16 protein-coding genes are annotated in these 19,334 nt (G+C 43.8%); 7 read left to right on the top strand and 9 right to left on the bottom strand.

Annotation, left to right across the window (positions count from 1 at the left end; all coding sequences use genetic code 11):
• The first annotated feature begins 7 nt into the window (after window positions 1–7).
• Together ABD036_RS02465 and ABD036_RS02460 are read left to right on the top strand one after the other, a co-directional pair.
• Entirely contained in the window at window positions 8–982 is a 975-nt protein-coding gene (locus tag ABD036_RS02465) for an NADPH:quinone oxidoreductase family protein (RefSeq protein WP_343856168.1), read from the top strand.
• Window positions 983–1,107: 125 nt separating this feature from the next.
• Window positions 1,108–2,106 (top strand): hypothetical protein, encoded by a 999-nt coding sequence (locus ABD036_RS02460; protein WP_343856167.1) that lies wholly within the window; start codon window positions 1,108–1,110, stop codon window positions 2,104–2,106.
• 53 nt (window positions 2,107–2,159) lie between these two features.
• Here ABD036_RS02460 and ABD036_RS02455 read toward each other — a convergent pair whose 3' ends face one another.
• The 4 genes from ABD036_RS02455 to ABD036_RS02440 all read right to left on the bottom strand — a co-directional run bounded on the left by ABD036_RS02455 (window position 2,160) and on the right by ABD036_RS02440 (window position 6,109).
• Window positions 2,160–2,555 carry a DUF3718 domain-containing protein gene (locus ABD036_RS02455; RefSeq protein WP_343856166.1) on the bottom strand — a complete coding sequence of 132 codons (396 nt, stop codon included), beginning with the start codon at window positions 2,553–2,555 and terminating at the stop codon, window positions 2,160–2,162.
• A gap of 174 nt (window positions 2,556–2,729) precedes the next feature.
• The gene (locus ABD036_RS02450; protein ID WP_343856164.1) at window positions 2,730–4,370 is read right to left on the bottom strand and encodes a long-chain fatty acid--CoA ligase; all 1,641 of its coding nucleotides are present in this window, start codon (window positions 4,368–4,370) and stop codon (window positions 2,730–2,732) included.
• A gap of 37 nt (window positions 4,371–4,407) precedes the next feature.
• Entirely contained in the window at window positions 4,408–5,175 is a 768-nt protein-coding gene (locus ABD036_RS02445; protein ID WP_343856162.1) for an SDR family NAD(P)-dependent oxidoreductase, read from the bottom strand.
• 25 nt (window positions 5,176–5,200) lie between these two features.
• The gene (locus tag ABD036_RS02440; RefSeq protein ID WP_343856161.1) at window positions 5,201–6,109 is read right to left on the bottom strand and encodes a haloalkane dehalogenase; all 909 of its coding nucleotides are present in this window, start codon (window positions 6,107–6,109) and stop codon (window positions 5,201–5,203) included.
• Between the two features lie 243 nt (window positions 6,110–6,352).
• On the opposite strand from ABD036_RS02440, the gene ABD036_RS02435 reads away from it, so the two are divergent.
• The 4 genes from ABD036_RS02435 (at window position 6,353) to ABD036_RS02420 (ending at window position 12,210) form a co-directional block, all read left to right on the top strand.
• Complete coding sequence (locus ABD036_RS02435; RefSeq protein WP_343856160.1) at window positions 6,353–8,473, top strand: 3-hydroxyacyl-CoA dehydrogenase NAD-binding domain-containing protein; 2,121 nt, start codon at window positions 6,353–6,355, stop codon at window positions 8,471–8,473.
• Window positions 8,474–8,509: 36 nt separating this feature from the next.
• A complete protein-coding gene (locus ABD036_RS02430; RefSeq protein ID WP_343856158.1) occupies window positions 8,510–9,691 on the top strand; it encodes an acetyl-CoA C-acyltransferase in 1,182 nt (393 codons plus the stop codon).
• 26 nt (window positions 9,692–9,717) lie between these two features.
• Complete coding sequence (locus ABD036_RS02425) at window positions 9,718–11,517, top strand: acyl-CoA dehydrogenase C-terminal domain-containing protein (RefSeq protein WP_343856157.1); 1,800 nt, start codon at window positions 9,718–9,720, stop codon at window positions 11,515–11,517.
• A gap of 378 nt (window positions 11,518–11,895) precedes the next feature.
• Window positions 11,896–12,210 (top strand): hypothetical protein, encoded by a 315-nt coding sequence (locus ABD036_RS02420; protein WP_343856156.1) that lies wholly within the window; start codon window positions 11,896–11,898, stop codon window positions 12,208–12,210.
• An 86-nt stretch (window positions 12,211–12,296) separates the two neighbouring features.
• Here the strand turns inward: ABD036_RS02420 and ABD036_RS02415 are convergent, their stop codons facing one another.
• The 5 genes from ABD036_RS02415 to ABD036_RS02395 all read right to left on the bottom strand — a co-directional run bounded on the left by ABD036_RS02415 (window position 12,297) and on the right by ABD036_RS02395 (window position 18,515).
• Window positions 12,297–14,210: a putative bifunctional diguanylate cyclase/phosphodiesterase gene (locus tag ABD036_RS02415; protein WP_343856155.1), complete on the bottom strand. Its 1,914-nt coding sequence runs from the start codon at window positions 14,208–14,210 to the stop codon at window positions 12,297–12,299.
• Window positions 14,207–15,343, bottom strand: coding sequence for an FIST signal transduction protein (locus ABD036_RS02410; RefSeq protein WP_343856154.1), 1,137 nt, complete (start codon window positions 15,341–15,343; stop codon window positions 14,207–14,209). Before ABD036_RS02410 ends, ABD036_RS02415 begins: the two co-directional genes overlap by 4 nt.
• Window positions 15,344–15,617: 274 nt before the next feature.
• Entirely contained in the window at window positions 15,618–16,013 is a 396-nt protein-coding gene (locus ABD036_RS02405) for a DUF3718 domain-containing protein (protein ID WP_343856152.1), read from the bottom strand.
• Window positions 16,014–16,814: 801 nt separating this feature from the next.
• Complete coding sequence (locus ABD036_RS02400; RefSeq protein WP_343856152.1) at window positions 16,815–17,210, bottom strand: DUF3718 domain-containing protein; 396 nt, start codon at window positions 17,208–17,210, stop codon at window positions 16,815–16,817.
• A gap of 402 nt (window positions 17,211–17,612) precedes the next feature.
• Window positions 17,613–18,515, bottom strand: coding sequence for a LysR family transcriptional regulator (locus tag ABD036_RS02395; protein ID WP_343856151.1), 903 nt, complete (start codon window positions 18,513–18,515; stop codon window positions 17,613–17,615).
• 150 nt (window positions 18,516–18,665) lie between these two features.
• Between ABD036_RS02395 and ABD036_RS02390 the strand changes: the two genes are divergently transcribed.
• On the top strand, window positions 18,666–19,109 hold the full coding sequence (locus tag ABD036_RS02390; RefSeq protein ID WP_343856150.1) for a MaoC family dehydratase: 444 nt from the start codon (window positions 18,666–18,668) through the stop codon (window positions 19,107–19,109).
• Window positions 19,110–19,334 lie beyond the last annotated feature (225 nt).

The following is a 19,334-nucleotide window of genomic DNA, read 5'->3' as shown; positions in this document are numbered from 1 at the left end:
AAACCTAATGAAAGCAATTGTGTGTAAAGAATTTTCCAGTGTCGAAAAACTCAGTTATGAAGAGGTGGCCGATCCTAAAGCAGGTAAAGGGCAGGTTGTGGTCGATATCAAAGCCTGTGGCGTAAATTTCCCAGATGGACTTTTGGTTCAAGGCTTGTATCAAATGAAACCTGACTTTCCGTTTATTCCAGGAAGTGAAGTGGCCGGGGTGATTGCCGAGGTGGGAGAGGGAGTTCCACACCTGAAGGTTGGTCGCAGAGTCATTGCACTGTGTATGTTGGGCGGCTATGCCGAAAAAGTGGCTGTGCCGGCCTCTCACGTATTGCCCATTCCCGATGCCATTCCTGATAACGAAGCTGCAGCACTCGTCACGGCGCATGCTACCGCGCACCATGCACTTAAACAGCGCGCTAATATTCAGCCTGGAGAAACCTTGGTTGTAACAGGCGCAGCTGGCGGGACAGGGCTAGCTGCGGTGCAAATTGGTAAAGCCATGGGCGCTAAAGTAATCGCCGTGTGCTCTACTCAGGAGAAACTCGAGGTGGCTAAGCAAAATGGTGCTGACATTCTGATCAATTATACCAAAGAGGATCTGAAAACCGCACTCAAAAATGTCACCGACGGTAAGGGCGCAGATGTCGTTTATGAATGCGTTGGCGGAGATACCTTTCACGCCTGTTCACGCAGTATGGGGTGGAATGGTCGCTTGCTGGTCATTGGTTTTGCAGGTGGCACCATTCCTGATTTTCCCGTCAACTTAGCGTTGGTCAAAGGCTATTCAGTTGTGGGCGTATTTTGGGGGTCGTTTACCCAACATCAACCTAAAGAGTTCCAACAGAATATGCAGGAATTAATTGAGTGGTATTTGGCTGGTAAAGTCAAAGTGATCGTGGATGAAACCTTACCGCTGGTTGATGCTAAAAAAGCCCTTAATAAAGTTATGGGGCGCGAAGTAAAAGGTAAAATGGCGCTCAAACCATAGGCGCAATCTTTGTTATTATAAACAGGGGGCTCAGACGTTTTTTCTGCTTAAAAAAGCACAAATCAACTTGAACACCACAGCTTGAAATACTACACTGCGGCCTCCCTATTTTGAGGCCGCGTGTCATGCAGTTAAGCCAACATTTTTCCCGCTCTTTGCTTGTTGTTGGCCTCGTTTTTATCATTGCTGTCACAATACTCATCTCAGGCTGTGCTAACCAACCTCAATACAGCCAAGCTCAATTGGATAAAATAGCTGCGCACGATGCTCTTATCGAAGAAGCGCAGCAATTTGTGCATGCCAACCTATTCACTGGAATGATCCATGTGTGGTCGGTCGATCGACAACCCTGGAACGCGTTATTAGGCGTGTATTTGTGTGGTTCAACGCACGACACAAGCGCTATTATCTCGTCTTATGAAGCCAATCAGCCAATATTTAGTGAAGCAATGAAGTTTCTTGCCAGCAATGAAGGGCGCTTTGGTGAAGCTAATCAACAGGCGGTGTTAGATGATGTTGCCAAGGTGGCGTATCGATTATTCAGTGCCAGCTATGGGCAAGGTTATGCGCGTCAGGTCAAATTAGCCGATATATTATCGCCAGGTATTCACGACGAGCTGTGCGGTGGGCGGATTATTGAGTCTGACAATCAGGGCGTAACCTATCCCAGTGACATGAAGTGGTCGTCCTTTAATGATGTGGTTTTGGCGCGAAACAACGGCTTGAAGGCTCATGCACAAAATGGCTACCAGGCCTTTCAAGTCTTACTGCAGCAACAATATGCGCAATTTGATGCTTTGGTGTATAGCCACGCCTATCAACAATCTGAAGCCTACGAAGCCTTGTTTTTTGAAGTTAACAAAATTGAAAATGTTGAGCAGTACGGATCACAGGTTGAAACCATGGCAACGATGACTGCCAATCCAGGGCCAACAGGTTCGAACTCGAAACAAAATGAATTTGCTTATTTGGTGCTATCTACCGGGTATCATTGGGGCATGATGTCGGTTTTGGCAATGTTGGAAGAGGAGTATCCTCGTTTGCATGATAGCAAACGCCAACAAGCAGCTAGTCATATTGCCGCTGTCATTGAGAAGCTCCAAATAGCGCAGAGCGAACAATAAAAAACCTCCAATTAGGAGGTTTTTTGAATCTGGTTTGGAGCTAATAAAATGGTTTAAATTCGGTCATTTAGCACCGCAGCGATGGGTGAATCGGCTAGCCCATTCTCAGCGACCCATTGTTGTAGGGTTTTGCCGTCGCTTTCTGGATTTTTCAAATCGCCTTTAGGCATTTTCTTGACCAGCAATTCGCCTGTTTCAACAGCGTTGTTAAGCAATGCAGTACGGATAAGGCTATTGCCACCACAGCTAATGCCGGTGTAATAGTCTTTCAGTTTCATTCTGTAATCCGATTGGACTTTTTTCATCTTCTTACGCAACTCGCCCTTATCGTCAGTTTTAACAATGGTACAGATGTTCTGTAGGGCAGCATTAATATCAGCATGAGCAGTGCCTGCGAACAATAATGAACCAGCAGCGATAGCGATAGAAGTTTTAACAATTTTCAACATGGTTAATTCCTCCGTTAGGGTGATGTTGATGTTTAGTTTTTGTACAACACTTATTTAACTCCTACTTTGGTCTAAAAAAAATCTATTCTCTGATACTAAGGTATTAAAATTGATACCAATTAGAAATAAAAAGGAGGCTGAAAGCCTCCTAAGTTTATGATTTTAAAATGTTTGCTAGCTAAATTGATAATCCTTAAAATCTTGTCTAAGAGCCAGTTTGTTTAGTTTTCCGGTGGCGGTGTGCGGCAACTCTTCAACAAAAACAACGTCATCAGGTACCGACCATTTGTGTAATTTCTCACGTAAATAGTCAATTATTTGCTCTGCGTTTAAATCAGCATCTTGATGTAGTACTACAATCAGCAGTGGTCTCTCTGTCCACTTAGGATGATAACGACCAATAGCCGCGGCTTCTGCAATCATTGGGTGGCTGGCAGCAGCATTTTCAATTTCAATTGAGCTGACCCATTCGCCACCGGTTTTGATCACATCTTTGGTTCGGTCAGTGATCTGCATGAATCCTTCAGGATCAATGGTCGCCACATCACCGGTATTAAGCCAACCATCTTTGTCCACTGGACAATCTTCAGCACCGGGCTCTTGAGACATACCATAGTAGCCAGTGGCTATCCAAGGACCTCTCACTTTGAGCGCGCCAAACGCCACGCCATCCCACGGTAGTTCGTTGTTTTCATCATCCACAATTTTAAGCTCAACACCAAACACACTGCGTCCTTGCTTAGCTTGTAAATCGGTAATTTGATCTTCTGGTAAGTTCTCCATGCCCGGCTTGAGACTGAAAAGCGTCCCCAGAGGGCTCATTTCTGTCATTCCCCAGCCTTGTAAAACATGGGTTTGATAATCGAATTTTAATCGCTCGATGATGCCCTTAGGACAGGCGGCACCGCCGGTACTAGCTACTTTGAGCGAATCGATTTTGTTGTTTGATTTGTCGAGATAGTCTAACAACGCCATCCAAATTGTTGGCACGCCCGAGCCATAAGTGACGTTTTCGGTTTCAATCAAGTTGTGTAAGGTCTCACCATCGGCCATTTTCGGCCCTGGCATGACTAGCTTTGCGCCCACCATAATGGATGCATACGGGATCCCCCAAGCATTAACGTGGAACATGGGCACTATGGGCATGATCACGTCACGGTTAGAGGCATTGGTGGCATCGGGTAGGGCGCCGGCATAAGCATGCAATAAGGTAGAGCGATGACTATAAACAACACCTTTGGGGTTGCCTGTGGTCCCAGAGGTATAACACATACCGCAAGCGGTGTTTTCGTCAAATTCAGGCCAAGTATAATTGTCATCGTATTGCGCCAACAGATCCTCATAGCACAGTACGTTGGATAAACTGGTCTCAGGCATATTACTGCTGGTGGTCAGTACTACAATTTTTTCAACGGTTTTAAGGTGATCTTTTAGCGCTTCGATGAGCGGCATCACCAACACATCCACAAATAAGATTTTATCTTCGGCATGATTGATGATGTAGTTGACTTGCTCTGGAAATAGTTTTGGGTTAATCATGTGGCACACCATACCGGCACCGGAAACAGCATAATATAATTCCATGTGACGATAATCGTTCCACGCTAAGGTGCCTATTCTGTCACCAAACTTTGCGCCTAAGGCTTCCAGCGCATTCGCAAGTTGTCTGGCGCGTTTAGCAAAGTCTTTATAGGTGTATCTGTGCCGCGGATTGTCTACGGTTACCGAAACAATCTCTTGGCGGGGATAATTCTTTTCACCGTGTCGTAATATGGATGAAATCATCAACTGCGTATTCATCATTAAACCGTTCATCTTGTTTTCCTATATCACAATAAATTAAATGTTCTTGTTACCATGCGCTTACCGCACCATCGATCGCAATTGTTTGGCCACTCATGTAGGAGTTACCGGGCGATAAAATTAAGATCATGGTATTCACCACCTCTTGTGGCTGGGCCAATCTGCGCATGGGGCAGCCTCTGGCTAATCGCTCTTGGCTCTGAGGTGAATCAAATCCGTCTGTGGCCAGGATATTCGTTGGGCTGTAAAACGGACAAATGGCATTGGCGCGGATCCCTTTTCTGGCATATTCCACAGCCGCTGTGCGGGTTAATCCAACTACCGCGTGTTTGGCTGCTGAGTATGCTGCGCCTTTCGGTGCTCCGCCAATCCCAGCCATTGAACTGAGATTAACAATATGACCAGCGCCTTGTTTAAGCATAACTGCGATTTGATGTTTCATCCCGTACATGACGCCATTAACGTTAACCGCCATTTGCTTATCCAGTGTGTGTTGTTCTATTTCATGTAAAGGGGTCATTGAATGGGCGATACCCGCGTTATTAACGCCAATATCGAGTCGGTCAAAATGGCTGATGGCAGTGTCTACCATGTGTTTCACTTGCGATTCATCACTCACATCACAAGTTACGGCAATCGCCTTATTCTTTTTTAATTGTAATGAGTTAAGGGTAATGTCGAGTTCGTCGGGATTGATATCGCCAATCACCAAATTACAGCCGCGCATCGCTAAGCCTTGAGCTAGCAATCGACCAAAGCCGCTTGCGGCACCGGTGATCATGGCGACTTGGCCTGTAAAATCTAATAAAGGATCCACTTGCTTCTCCAATTGGGATGGTTAGCTACTTATTGTTTTGCATAAAATCAATGACCACCTTGGCAAAGACTTCGCTTTGATCTTCTTGTAAGAAGTGCCCCGCATTTTTGATCGTTGTATGCTGCTGCCCTTGGCAACCTGGGATCAGTTTTTGAAAAATTTTATCCCCTCCAGCTGTCACAGGATCAGAATCACTAAATGCCGTTAAAAACGGTTTACGCCATTGTTTCAATTTCTGCCAAGCTTGCTGATTTGGCACGGAAGCGGGATCCTGAGGTGACGCTGGAACCAGTAATGGAAATACTCTGGCACCGGCTTTATATGATTCATCTGGAAAGGGCGCGTTATACGCATTGATGACCTGTTCAGAAAGTTCAGTAGTGGTTGCGCCTTTGATGATGCCGCCCGCAGGAAATATTGGTACTTGCTGGGAAAATTCTTTCCACTGATGAAACGCCTTACCTAAGGATTCATTGCCGGTAGGTAAAAAGGTATTGGCGGCACAGACTCGAGCAAAATTGTTAGGGTAGTCAGCCACTAAACGCAATCCAAGCAAGCCGCCCCAGTCTTGGCATACCAAAGTAATGTCGTTGAGCTTTAGCATTGATATCAGGTTGCTTAACCAATCCACATGGCGCTGATAGGTATAATCCGTTTGCTTGGTCGGCTTGTCAGATCGTCCGAAGCCAATTAAATCGGGCGCGATCACGCGAAACCCTTGCTGGCTTACTTGTGTGATCATGTTGCGATACAAAAAAGACCATGAGGGTTCACCATGTAACATTAACACCACAGGCGCGTCTTTTGGCCCTTCATCCACATAATGCATTCTTAAACTTGCACCTTCGAAATCATCAACCTCGATATAGTGTGGGGTAAAATCATAGTCAGGCAGATTGCTGAAACATGAATCTGGAGTGCGTAAGTATTCCATCACTTGTCCTGTTAATTTTGTGTAAATAGAAAGTAAAGGCTAGAACATCAGAAGCGCTGGTTAAAGTCAACCAGCTAAAACCGCAGTCTAACCCCTGACTAGGCTGAAACAGCGTAAAATCAACGACTCACTCAAGTATCAATTTGACTTATTAATGTGAATAAAACCAATAAATTTGGATGATTAGGGTAGCTGACCTAGTATCGCCAATTGGATTTATTTTTTCACGTTAAAGAGGACTCTATGAACGCTGTGCAACCTGCTGCGGTTACCCGTCAAAATAAAGGCAATATCGCTATCGTATTAATGCAAAGCCCGCCGGTAAATGCGCTGTCAAAATCGGTAAGAGTAGGGCTAATCGAGCATATTAGTGCAGCCTTAGATGACGCCAGTATAGAGGCCATTGTGATTTCCTCTGAGCAGTCTTTATTTTCGGGCGGTGCGGATATCAGTGAATTCTCCTCCGGTGATTTTGAACCACCGCTGCCTTCTGTTCTTGAGCTAATTGAAAATGCTGACAAACCCATAGTTGCAGTACTTAATGGACCTGCTTTTGGCGGTGGCCTTGAGGTTGCACTTGCCTGTCATTACCGAATTACGTTTGCGCAAAATAAGGTGGGGTTGCCTGAAGTTAATTTGGGAATATTACCCGGCGCAGGAGGAACACAACGCTTGCCTAGACTTGCAGGCGTGGCCAAAGCCTTAGATATGATTGTGTCAGGCAAACCTGCCATAGCAAGCAGCGTTAAAGGTTTATTTGATTTGGTGGTTGACGATCCTAGCCAGTTGATGGCCAGCAGTGTCGACTTTATAAATGACCTAATTGCCAATGGCGCACCGATAAAGCGTACTAAAGATATCGATATTGATCCCGCCACTGCACCCGATGAATTATTTGCGCAATATCGTCAAGGTATTGCCAAACAAGCTCGCGGGTTTTTCTCCCCAGAGCGTTGTATTCGTGCAGTAGAAGCGGCCGTTACTCTACCGTTAGATGAAGGTTTGCAGCGTGAAAGTGAGCTATTCATGGAGTGCATGAAATCACCACAGGCTAGATCCCAACAACATTTCTTTTTTGCTGAAAGGGCCGCCGGACACGTCGCTGATTTTGACAAATCGACGCCGACCAGAGATATCAAAACCGTGGGTATTATCGGTGCAGGTACCATGGGAGGGGGCATTGCAATGAACTTTGCAAACGCCGGTATTCCAGTGGTGATGTTAGAGCTGCAACAAGAGGCACTCGATAAAGGACTTGCACTAATTCGTCGCAATTACAGCAACTCAGCGAAAAAAGGCAAACTGACAGAGCAAGACGTTGAAGATCGTATGGCATTGTTGCAAGGCACCACTGATTACGCGGGATTGGCTGAGGTTGATCTGGTTATCGAAGCGGTGTTCGAAAAAATGGACGTTAAAAAGCAGGTATTTACGAAACTTGATGAGGTGTGTAAACCCGGTGCTATCTTAGCGTCAAACACCTCAACATTGGATCTTAACGAAATTGCAGCCTCGACGTCACGGCCTCAGGATGTCATTGGCTTGCATTTCTTTAGTCCCGCTAATGTCATGAAATTATTAGAAGTGGTCAAAGGCGAAAAAACCGCTGCCGATGTGATCAAGACCAGCATGCTCATGGCCAAAAAAATCCGCAAAGTGGCGGTATTGGTTGGTGTGTGCTTTGGCTTTGTCGGTAATCGTATGATTGAACCTTATGGCCGAGAATCGAATCGATTGATACTGGAAGGCGCATCACCTGAACAAATAGACAAAGTGATATACGATTTTGGTATGCCAATGGGACCAAATACCATGGGCGATATGGCAGGCTTGGACATTGGATATTTCGTGCGTCAATCACGCCAAGCGTTCATTGCTCATGATCCCAGTTATGCGGTGGTGGCTGATCGGTTAGTGGAAGAGGGGCGCGTGGGCCTAAAAGTAGGTAAGGGGATTTATCTTTACGAAGAAGGTAGCCGCACACCTATCCCTGATCCCAGCGTATTGGCAATAGCCAAGCAAGAAGCACAAAAGCTAGGGGTTGAACAACGTCAGCATAGTGAGCAGGAAATATTAGAACGTTGTATCTTTCCGCTGATAAATGAGGGAGCACATATTCTTGAAGAAGGGATTGCGGCTAAGTCCAGCGACATTGACGTGATCTATGTGTATGGCTATGGATTCCCTGTGTATCGCGGTGGACCGATGCAATATGCCGACGAGATAGGCTTAGATAAAGTCTATGCCGCCATGTGTAAATATCGTGACGAGTTGGGCGATTACGGCAAGATGTGGTTTGAACCTGCGCCGCTTTTGAAAAAACTTGCCGAACAAGGTAAAGGCTTTGCCGATTTTAAAAAGTAATGTCGTTTTTGAACAACAGAATTTAAGGAAACTATTATGAAAGAAGCCGTTATTGTCTCCACGGCACGTACTCCCATAGGCCGCGCTTATCGCGGTGCATTTAACAATTTAGAAGCACCTAGTTTGGCAGGGCATGCTATTTCTGCTGCGGTTTCGCGTGCCGGCATCGATCCCGCCAGTGTCGACGATGTTATTCTTGGCAGCGCCTTAACTCAAGGCTCTGGCGGGATGAATATTGGTCGTTTAGGTGCCTTGGCTGGGGGGCTGCCAGTGTCCGTTTCGGGCATGACCTTAGATCGCCAATGCAGCTCAGGAATGTACGCTATTGCTACTGCAGCTAAACATATCATCACCGATAATGTGCCGATCATGGTCGCCGGTGGACTAGACTCGATTAGCTTAGTTCAAAATGACAAAATGAATACTTTTCGAATGGTTGATAAGGCGCTCGTTGCTAAGCACAAGGATATTTATATGCCGATGCTACAAACGGCTGAGATCGTTGCCTGTCGCTACGGTATCAGCCGTGAAGCGCAGGACGAATATGCCTATCAAAGTCAAATGCGCACAGCTGCTGCACAACAAGCTGGTAAGTTTGATGACGAAATTGTGCCAGTGACGGCAACCAAGGTAATCGTAAACAAAGAGACCAAAGAGCAAAGTTTCCAAGAAGTGACCTTATCAAAAGATGAAGGTAATCGCGCTGAAACTACCCTTGAGGGGTTACAAGGTCTGAAACCCGTTATCGAAGGTGGTTGTATTACCGCTGGTAATGCCAGCCAATTATCAGACGGTGCGTCAGCAAGCGTGCTAATGGACAGTAAGCTGGCGGAAAAACATAATCTAACGCCTCTAGGTGCCTATCGCGGTATTGCCGTTGCGGGTTGCGAACCGGATGAAATGGGCATTGGACCTATCTTCGCGGTACCTAAGTTGCTCAAGCAACATGGATTGAAAATGCAAGATATCGGCCTGTGGGAGCTCAACGAAGCTTTTGCCGTTCAGGTGCTTTATTGCCAGCAAAAACTAGGAATTCCTGACGAACTGCTCAATGTTAACGGTGGTGCTATCTCTGTAGGTCACCCTTACGGCATGAGTGGTGCTCGTATGGTCGGTCACGCATTAATTGAGGGTAAGCGCCGTGGCGCTAAATACGTTGTTTGTACCATGTGTATTGGCGGCGGAATGGGTGCTGCTGGTTTGTTTGAAGTCTATTAGATTTGTTGTAAAAGGGTGTAAATAATATGCAAAATTTTAAATCTCCTGTACGTGACACCTTGTTTGTCATGAATGAGTTACTCGGCTTCGAAAAACATTATGAAAAGTTGGGCTTCGAAGATGCCACTCTCGATATGGTTGAAGCAATCTGTGCTGAAGCGGCAAAATTCACCGATAATGTACTAGCTCCCATTAATGCGATAGGTGATGAAATCGGTTGTAAATGGCAAGACGGTGAAGTGACCACGCCACCTGGATTCAAAGAAGCCTATCAGACTTATGTTGAAGGTGGTTGGCCATCAATGACGCATCCTGAAGAGTTTGGTGGCCAAGGCTTACCTTATTCATTGGCTTCGTCAATTGCGGAATGGTTTTCAGGGGCTAATCACTCATGGGCAATGTACCCAGGATTAAGCCAAGGTTGTATCGCCACTATTCTTGCCCATGGTACAGATGAACAAAAACAGCGGTTTTTACCTTCACTTATCGAAGGAAGCTGGACCGGTACCATGTGCTTAACTGAGTCACATTGTGGTTCTGACTTGGGCATGCTAAAAAGCAAAGCTGTGCCCAACGACGATGGCACTTACAGTATCACCGGTACTAAAATCTTTATCTCAGCCGGTGAACACGATTTCTCGGATAATATTGTTCATATCGTATTGGCTCGCCTCCCAGATGCACCTGAAGGTACTCGCGGTATTTCACTATTCGTTATTCCGAAGTTTAACGTCAATGAAGATGGCAGTGTAGGCGAGCGCAATGCGGTTGCTTGCGGCTCAATTGAACATAAAATGGGAATTAAGGCCAGTGCCACCTGTGTGATTAATTTCGATCAAGCTAAGGGGTACCTCATCGGCGAACCTAATCGTGGCTTAAATTGTATGTTTACCTTTATGAACTCAGCTCGAATTGGCACTGGGCTTGAAGGCTTAGCTGGCACTGAAGCGGCATTCCAAGGGGCCTTAGCCTATGCAAAAGACCGTTTGCAATTTCGCTCCAGCCAAGGTCCGGTGAATCCCGATGGGCCGGCAGATCCGATTATTGTCCATCCGGATGTGAGACGTATGTTGCTTACCCAAAAAGCGTTTCGCGAGGGCAATCGAGCGTTAGCTATTTATTGTATGCAAATGGTTGATCTGACGTTGTATAGCGATAATGATGAAGAAAAGCAGGTCGCAGAAGCAAAACTGGCATTACTTACACCTATTGTTAAAGCATTTTTAACAGAAACAGCCCAAGAAACAACAAGTTATGGAATGCAGGTATATGGCGGTCACGGATACATTAAAGAGTGGGGCATGGAACAACTTGCTCGCGATACCCGCATTTGCACCATGTATGAGGGCACGACAGGGATCCAAGCAATTGACTTACTCGGTCGTAAAATAATGGGCTCAAATGGTGAATTGCTTAAAGTTTTTGCCAAAGAAGTGCAGGAATACTGCATGAATTTGAGAGGCAAAGCGCAATTTAACGCTTGGTCAAATGCAATAGAAACACATCTTGGCGAGTGGGTACAAATGACTCAGGAAATTGCCAAGCGCGCGGCCGATAATCCAGACGAAGTAGGGGCTGCATCTGTGGATTATTTAATGTACTCGGGCTACATCATTGTGGGTTACATGTGGCTCAAAATGGCGGTGGTTGCGCAGCAAAAACTGGATGAAGGCAGTGACGAAAAAGCCTTTTACCAAGCTAAGTTACAAACTGCAGGTTTCTATTTTGATCGCATATTATCTCGCACTCGCTCATTGGCATCGGCCATTGAAACCGGCGCTGAAAATCTAATGAGTATGCCTGAGGATCATTTTTTAGTGGGATAGTCAAAAGCGCGAGTTGAATAACACGCGATTGATAAGTAGCCCCCAATAGTTGGACAATCCAATTGTTGGGGGTTTTTACGTTTTAAAGATCACCGCGTATTCAAACAAGAGGTGAAATTAACCTGAGCTGAAGGATAAGGTGCGTCGAGTAAATTAATACAATGATGTGAAAAAATTACTCAATCATCCAGTTTTTAAAACGTATTAATTGCTAACAACTAATTCAAGTTTAAAATTACAGAGTTTATTATAAATCAATATATAACAATGGGTTATGCTGTTTTTTTTGCAGCGTAAAAGCTTTTTAGGATCAGGCTGTTTCTGATTGGTACTGTTTTTGCTCTTAACTTATTATCTTTAAAAGTAGGAGTAAATGACATGAAAGTATTTTTGGTATTCTTTGTAGTTTTATCTCTGACTTTTGCCTCATTGTTTGCGTGGGCCGAGTCGAATTATCAGCGACAAAACAGTGAAGCAGATACAAAAATCACTTTGTTGCAGAACCAATTGAATTCCATCTATCAACAAGATACGAACGTTGAGTTAGATTGGAAAAATGAGTTAAGGCTCAAACGTGCTATTCATTATTTGCGTACCTCGAAACAATATCGAGACGCAAACTGGGATAAGCAAGCAAAAGAACAAGCTCAACGAGGGTTGAACCTTGTCACCTTATTTCGCCAAAATGTTTAAGCAGTATGCAGAGGCTACACTGCTCAACTAACTCAGTGGCCTGTCGCCGATACTGGGGCTATCTTTAAGTGACAGGTGCACCTTGTTCAATTAGCTAGTGTAGTCATCCCTTTATCTATAACCAACTGGTTAAATGTTTGACTGTCCATTGGCCTATATAAATGAAATCCTTGTGCCAAGTCACAATTTATTTCGCGTACATAATCTAGTGTTGCTTGATCTTCGATCCCTTCGGCTATGGTTTCAAGTTCCAAATTATGGCCAATATCAATAATAGAGCGAGCAATAGCCGCACTTTGTTTATTAGTGGTTACGTTTTGCAAGAACGATTTATCTATTTTTAGATACCGAATAGGTAGGGATTGTAGATAGCTAAATGACGAGTAGCCTTTACCGAAATCATCGAGTGCGAATGAAAAACCACGGGTTTTTAACAACTCCATTGTTTTGCTAATTTTGTCTTTGTCTTGCATGAATATGGATTCAGTCAACTCAATAATAATGTTTTCACCACCTAGATTGGACGTATCCGCCTTATCAAGTAATAGCGCAATCTGTTCGCTGTCTTGAAACTCTAGGATGGAGAAGTTGATTGCAAGGTGTAGATGTTGGATCCCTTCTTTACGCCATTTCTCCAACTGTTTATACGCCGCAGAAATGGCGATCGTGCCTATTTGGCTGATTAAGCCAGTTGATTCAGCAATGGGAATAAACACCTCAGGTGATATGTAACTTCCATCCTCTTTGACCCAGCGCATTAGTAACTCAGCCCCCGCAATCTCGCTACTTTTCAAATTAATTTTGGGTTGGAAATAAGGGAACAACTGGTTGGACTTAATTGCGTCACGCAACTCTCGTTCAATTTGTAGTTGCGCAAGTGCTGAAGATTCAAGCTCTGCGTCATAAAACTGATAGGTGTTTTTACCCTTGTCTTTGGCTTGATACATCGCCATATCCGCTTTGCGAATGAGTCCTTCTGCCTGGTCATCATCTTGCGGATACATTGCCACGCCGATACTTGGCGAAATATAATGTTGACGGCCGTTAATGATAAAAGGCGGGGCTAATAACTCAAGGATACTATGACAAAGGGCATGTGCCGCTTTTGGATCTTGCATAGATTCATACAAAATCACAAATTCATCGCCGCCAAGCCGTGATAAGGTATCTTGCTCACGTAGTCTGGACTTTATCCTGTGCACTACTTCAATCAGCAGTTGGTCACCACCATCATGACCTTCTGTGTCGTTGACCCGTTTGAAATTATCTAAATCAATGAATAGCACACCTAATTGGCTGTCATTTCGTTTCGCAATGGTTTCGGCGTGCTCAATTCTATCCAGCAATAAAGAGCGATTAGGTAAACCGGTAAGCGCATCGTGATAGGCTTGATGTTGAATAATTTCGACACTTTTTTTCTCTTGTGTGACGTCTTTAAAACACCAAACTCTGCCGATCAGTTCATCACCTTTAAGTTGCGGTAATGAGCGATACTCGTAGAACTTGCCGTTACAAAACTCTAGGGTTGAACTTAGGTGCTTCAGATTGTCAACTTTTAGCGTGTTGGCAATTTCTTTTATCTGCTGCGGGTAGCGCAACAAGTTAAGCAGTTGGCTCCAGTGCTCAGTGGCGCTGAGACCATGTTCATGCAAAAACGTTTTCGCCATCGTGTTAGTTGCGACAATGACGCCCTGAATGTCATAAACAAAGATCATTTCTCCGGTAGCATCAAAGGTGGCGTTCAATACACTAACAAACTGTTGTAATTTATTCTTCGTTTCACTCAGCTCGTTTAGTTGAGTTTTGAGCATAGAATTTCTTTCGTTCAACTCATTCGATGTGATAAATAATGAGCGTTCAAGTAAGTCCACTTCTTGTTGATATTGGACATAGGCGTCCACCACAAAATTTAAAAATTGCGGATGTTCGGCTTCAAGCAACTCTCCTTGTGCATAGCGCTTTAATTGCCTACGTAACAATTTGTTTTGTGAGGTGTTCAAGATTCTCTCTCTGCAAGCAAGGTAATTGTCATGGTCTGATTATGTAATCCACATTTTCCTATGGGGAGGGAAGGGGAAATCTCTCCATAAGAATAAAAACCAGTCATCGCACAGTTGTCAGGAAAGGCTTCTTTTACCGCTTCCACTTCGTCCTCAATACGTTGATTGAGCACTAATCTGCGGCCCACGCAGCTAACCAATAAAGCCAGTTCAGGCGCAAATGCGGGCATACTCTCAAGGGCAATTTCAGCGGCGTCACTGGCGCCATCAATGAGGTTTTCATTATTCGCTCGCATTAATTGACAAGTGGCTCCTTCAGGCATGCTACCAGCAAAAAGCATACTGTTTTGCTGTTCGTCAATGCTTAAAATAGTCCTAACTCTTGGTTCATCTATATCATCTTGATGTAAAGACAGAGGAAATAATAAAGCCGAGGCGGGCAGGTTTTCAGCGTGTGGTCCTAAAAACTCCTTATAAAGTTCCAGTGCCGGCTTGCCGTCTAATTCATAAAGCACGTTGTCTACAGATTTAGTGATTTCTCTGAGTGGACCAAAAGCACGCCATCCGCCCATGTGCCCATAACCAACTTCAAGACTTTCACCGTACAAGCCAATCAAGATGACTAGACCTGAGGTGACATTATGGTTATGCCACAATACCGTTTCACTAAATCGAACGTCGTCCCCGGCTAGACCACCCGTCACCATCACACCGTCTGGTAATGAGCTGGTGACGCCTTCAACTAAATCTGTGCCATTAACCAATTGGCCATCTGACAGTAAAAATACATGTTTTAGATTTTGAGGGGATAATTTTGTGGCTAATTGCTGACCAAAATCAAAGGAATTTAGGCCCTGTACAAACACCTGATCCACAACTTGCACTGTTGAACTGTCAAATTCAACCGCAGTTAAACACAAACTTTGGTCATAAATTGCGGTACCTTGGATCTCACCGCTGGTGCTGCATCCGACGATATCCCCCTGGCTGAAGCTATTCGACAAAACACCTCTGAATGGATCCTGTTGCATCATTGCTCTGTCACCAAATACAAATACTAAGCTTGCATTTGATTGTTCTGGTAATGCGGGATCCCATTGATTGTTTTGAAAAATGGACTGAAACAGCTTCATTGGTTGTATGACCCTATCACTTACAGTGAGTTAAAAAATATGCTTAAGTATAGACTGCAAGCCGATGAATTTTACTATTTTCGAGTAAAAGCAAGGGCTTGCTAAAATATCATGTGCTAGTTATACGGAATTTGGTGATGTAAATCATTAGATTTTTATGATTATTTTAAAACGAAAAACAGCCTCCGAAGAGGCTGTTTCCCGAGGACGTAGACAGCGCCCTGCCTACTTACCATGTTGAACTTTTTCAGTTCACTTAGATAGAAAAACCTGTTTAGATACGGTCATTTATGACGGCGGTAATAGGGGACCCGTCAAGGCTATTTTCAGCTATCCAAGCTTGTAGTGTTTTGCCGTCTCCTTCAGGTGAAGACAAGTCGCCTTTAGGCATTTTCTTGACTAGCAATGTGCCAGTTTCAACTGCATTATTTAGCAGCGCTGTGCGGATAAGACTGTTACCGCCACAACTTACACCTGAGTAATAATCTTTTAGTTTCATTCTGTAGTCAGATTGAACTTTTTTCATTTTCTTACGAAGCTCACCCTTGTCATCGGTTTTCACAATAGTACAAATGTTTTGTAAAGCGACGTTAATGTCAGCCTGTGCTGTACCCGAAAATAACAAAGATGTAGCTGCGATTGCGATAGAGGTTTTAACTATTTTCAACATGGTTAAAGTCCTTAAATTAAAGTTTAAATTTTGGTTTGCGTCTGCGTTTCGACGAGATTAATTAAACCTTATCTCACCATCGGCTAAAATCTATAAGCTGATACTTAGGTATGTCAGATTATAACTAAGTGATGTGTTTCAATATGCGCCCATTCCATTGTTAAAACTAAACGTTTCCATTAATACCTATAAAAAACAATTGCATATATCTTTTTTGAAGGTGGCTTGTATGTGAAAAAGACTGTTTTATATTACGAATAATGTTCATTTTTTTGTGAGCAATATGAACTTGATTTGCGCTTTTGAGGCAATCCAAGATGAAATATTTGATGGCTTTAGCCATTGTTTGTTGCAAGAAGTTAGCTGACGTCGCCAATGCAACTGATGCCAATGTGCTGAACCCTTGCTGAGGGAAGGCAAGGTAAATGACTTTAAATAGAAACTCTCGATCTCATCTCAATCCTGGTGTTTGGTAAATTGAATTTAGCGCCGTTCAAACTGCTGTTCAGAACGATTATTTTGGAATCGCAACCTCGCCTTTGATGAAGCAGGGACTTACATCAATCCACATCGAACATAGAGTGAGCTTAGTTGCATCGAAAAGAAGCGACTTTTGAGCTAGGTATCATACTAGCTTCAAATATCGTCATTTACCTTTGGTATGAGCATTTGTTCGTTGCGTAGCTGCGCATTTTAAAACGAAAAACAGCCTCCGAAGAGGCTGTTTCCCGAGGACGTAGACAGCGCCCTGCCTACTTACCATGTTGAACTTTTTCAGTTCACTTAGATAGAAAAACCTGTTTAGATACGGTCATTTATGACGGCGGTAATAGGGGACCCGTCAAGGCTATTTTCAGCTATCCAAGCTTGTAGTGTTTTGCCGTCTCCTTCAGGTGAAGACAAGTCGCCTTTAGGCATTTTCTTGACTAGCAATGTGCCAGTTTCAACTGCATTATTTAGCAGCGCTGTGCGGATAAGACTGTTACCGCCACAACTTACACCTGAGTAATAATCTTTTAGTTTCATTCTGTAGTCAGATTGAACTTTTTTCATTTTCTTACGAAGCTCACCCTTGTCATCGGTTTTCACAATAGTACAAATGTTTTGCAAAGCGACGTTAATGTCAGCCTGTGCTGTACCCGAAAATAACAAAGATGTAGCTGCGATTGCGATAGAGGTTTTAACTATTTTCAACATGGTTAAAGTCCTTAAATTAAAGTTTAAATTTTGGTTTGCGTCTGCGTTTCGACAGGATTGATTAAAGCGGATCTCATTGTTCAATAAAATCTGTAAGCTGATACGAGGGTATGCTGAATGATACCAAAAGGCTGTTTAAGTCAGGTGGTGGCTATGTGCTTTGAATTAAGTTGTAGGCCGCTTAACCAATAAAAATAAGGGCTTTGGTCAATCTCATGTGTGCGAACAAATATTAATAACGAAATGGATACTCGGTTAACTTTGCGGGGTTCAAAATCAAAATAGTACGCAAAAATATAACCATTAGAGGGATACTGGATTGAATAAATGGCAATTTTTAAGGCGATACACCTTGACTGATATAGCCAAGGTGCCTATCGATATGTAGCGGGTGGGCAAAAACTAGTGAGGATTGAATGACTTGGCGACTTCAAATATTTGTTCACGCATCCATATGTGAGCAAGATCGTGATCCGCACTGACATGCCAATACAAGAAGTACTCAACACAAGGCACACTAAAAGGCATTTCATATATGGACAGATCGTAATGTTTTGCCAGATGGTATGGAATACAGGCGATTAAATCCGTTTTCACAATCGTGCTTGGCACTGTCAAGAAGTGTTGGCCTCGCATCACTATTTTACGCCGTTTGCCAATCTTATCCAAAGCAATATCGATTGGACCGGCTCCGCTTTTACGGTGAGACACATTGATATGACCAAGGCGCAAGAAGGTGTCTAGATCGATTCCTTGGCGTAGATCAGGGTGATTTTTGCGGGCCATTACCACAAAGCGATCTTCGGCAATCTTCTGCTTACATAAATGTGGATCGGTAAATGTTGAGGCGTCGGCATAAAAATCTAAACTACCGCTGGCCATCGCAGATACCACGGTATTTCGGGCTATCTCATAATTAGTCACCGTGATCTTAGGCGCTCTGGCTTGCAAATTCGCTAACAATCTAGGCATGACACTGGCTTCTAATAGATCTCGGGTCGCAAAGTGAAAGGTTTTAACCGCTGTGCTTGGTTCAAAGGTGTGGCTTTCTTGAACGCTTTTGCGCAGCAGACTCAGGGCATCGCGGGCTGGACCTATGATATTTTGTGCAACCGGAGTTGGCGTCATACTGTGCCCGGTTCTTACGAACAAAGGATCATTCAGCATTTCCCGTAAACGGGCTAACGAGTTACTTACCGCCGGTTGGGTAATGCACAATACATCAGCAGCCTTGGTTAAGCTTCCTGCTGTGTAAATCGCATCGAAAACGGCAAATAAATTCAAATCAATACGGTTCAGATTCATAAGGTCAAAGGTCCCGAAATGGGGGCTGGCGAGCCCCAACAACTATTAGATATTGTGATAGAATATTATACATATCATTCACTTCGTTAATAGTAAAATTGATGCTAAGGTTTTAAAAATTGTGGGTAATTGTGAAAATAGGAAAGCGACATGGCTAAATTACTTTATCAATTGAACGACGGTGATGTGCTGGGCACCACACAATGGTTTAACATTGATCAACAACGAATAAACGATTTTGCCGATGCCACAGGCGATAAACAATGGATCCACATAGACGTTGAACGCTGTGAAAAAAGCAGCCCGTTTGGGAGCACCATTGCGCATGGACTATTATCCACCTCATTGATGCCGGATATGTTTTACCAACTTATTCAATTAGATTCAGATCAGCAGACATTACTAAATTACGGCATGGATAGCATACGATTTCTAGAGCCGGTGCGAGTCAATGACAGTATTCGCTACCATGTGACATTGGACAGTAAACAACAAAAAAACAGTGGCCTGTTATTTCGATTTAATTGTGAAGTTGAAATTAAAAACCGTGACAAACCTGCGATGGTTGGGCAATTTTTAATGTTGCTCGTCTAGTTGAAATACTCCAAAGAGTCATTGGTAAAGGTCGTGCAATATTCTCGTGCGCTCTAAGATTGAGCGGTGGCCTACTTAGCTCGTGATTTATACTATTAGGTTATCATTGATAAACGTGATGTTTACTTATAAATAACAATTCATTTACATATCCCTTCGCAACTTCTACCATCTAGTCAGGCTTCGAATACATGCTTTCGATGTCCGATACGCAATGACAATAAT

The organism is Aliiglaciecola litoralis (assembly GCF_039523355.1).
GTDB lineage: Bacteria > Pseudomonadota > Gammaproteobacteria > Enterobacterales > Alteromonadaceae > Aliiglaciecola > Aliiglaciecola litoralis.
Note: the sequence above shows the minus strand (reverse complement) of the source record. Positions and strands in the feature narration are given on the sequence as shown.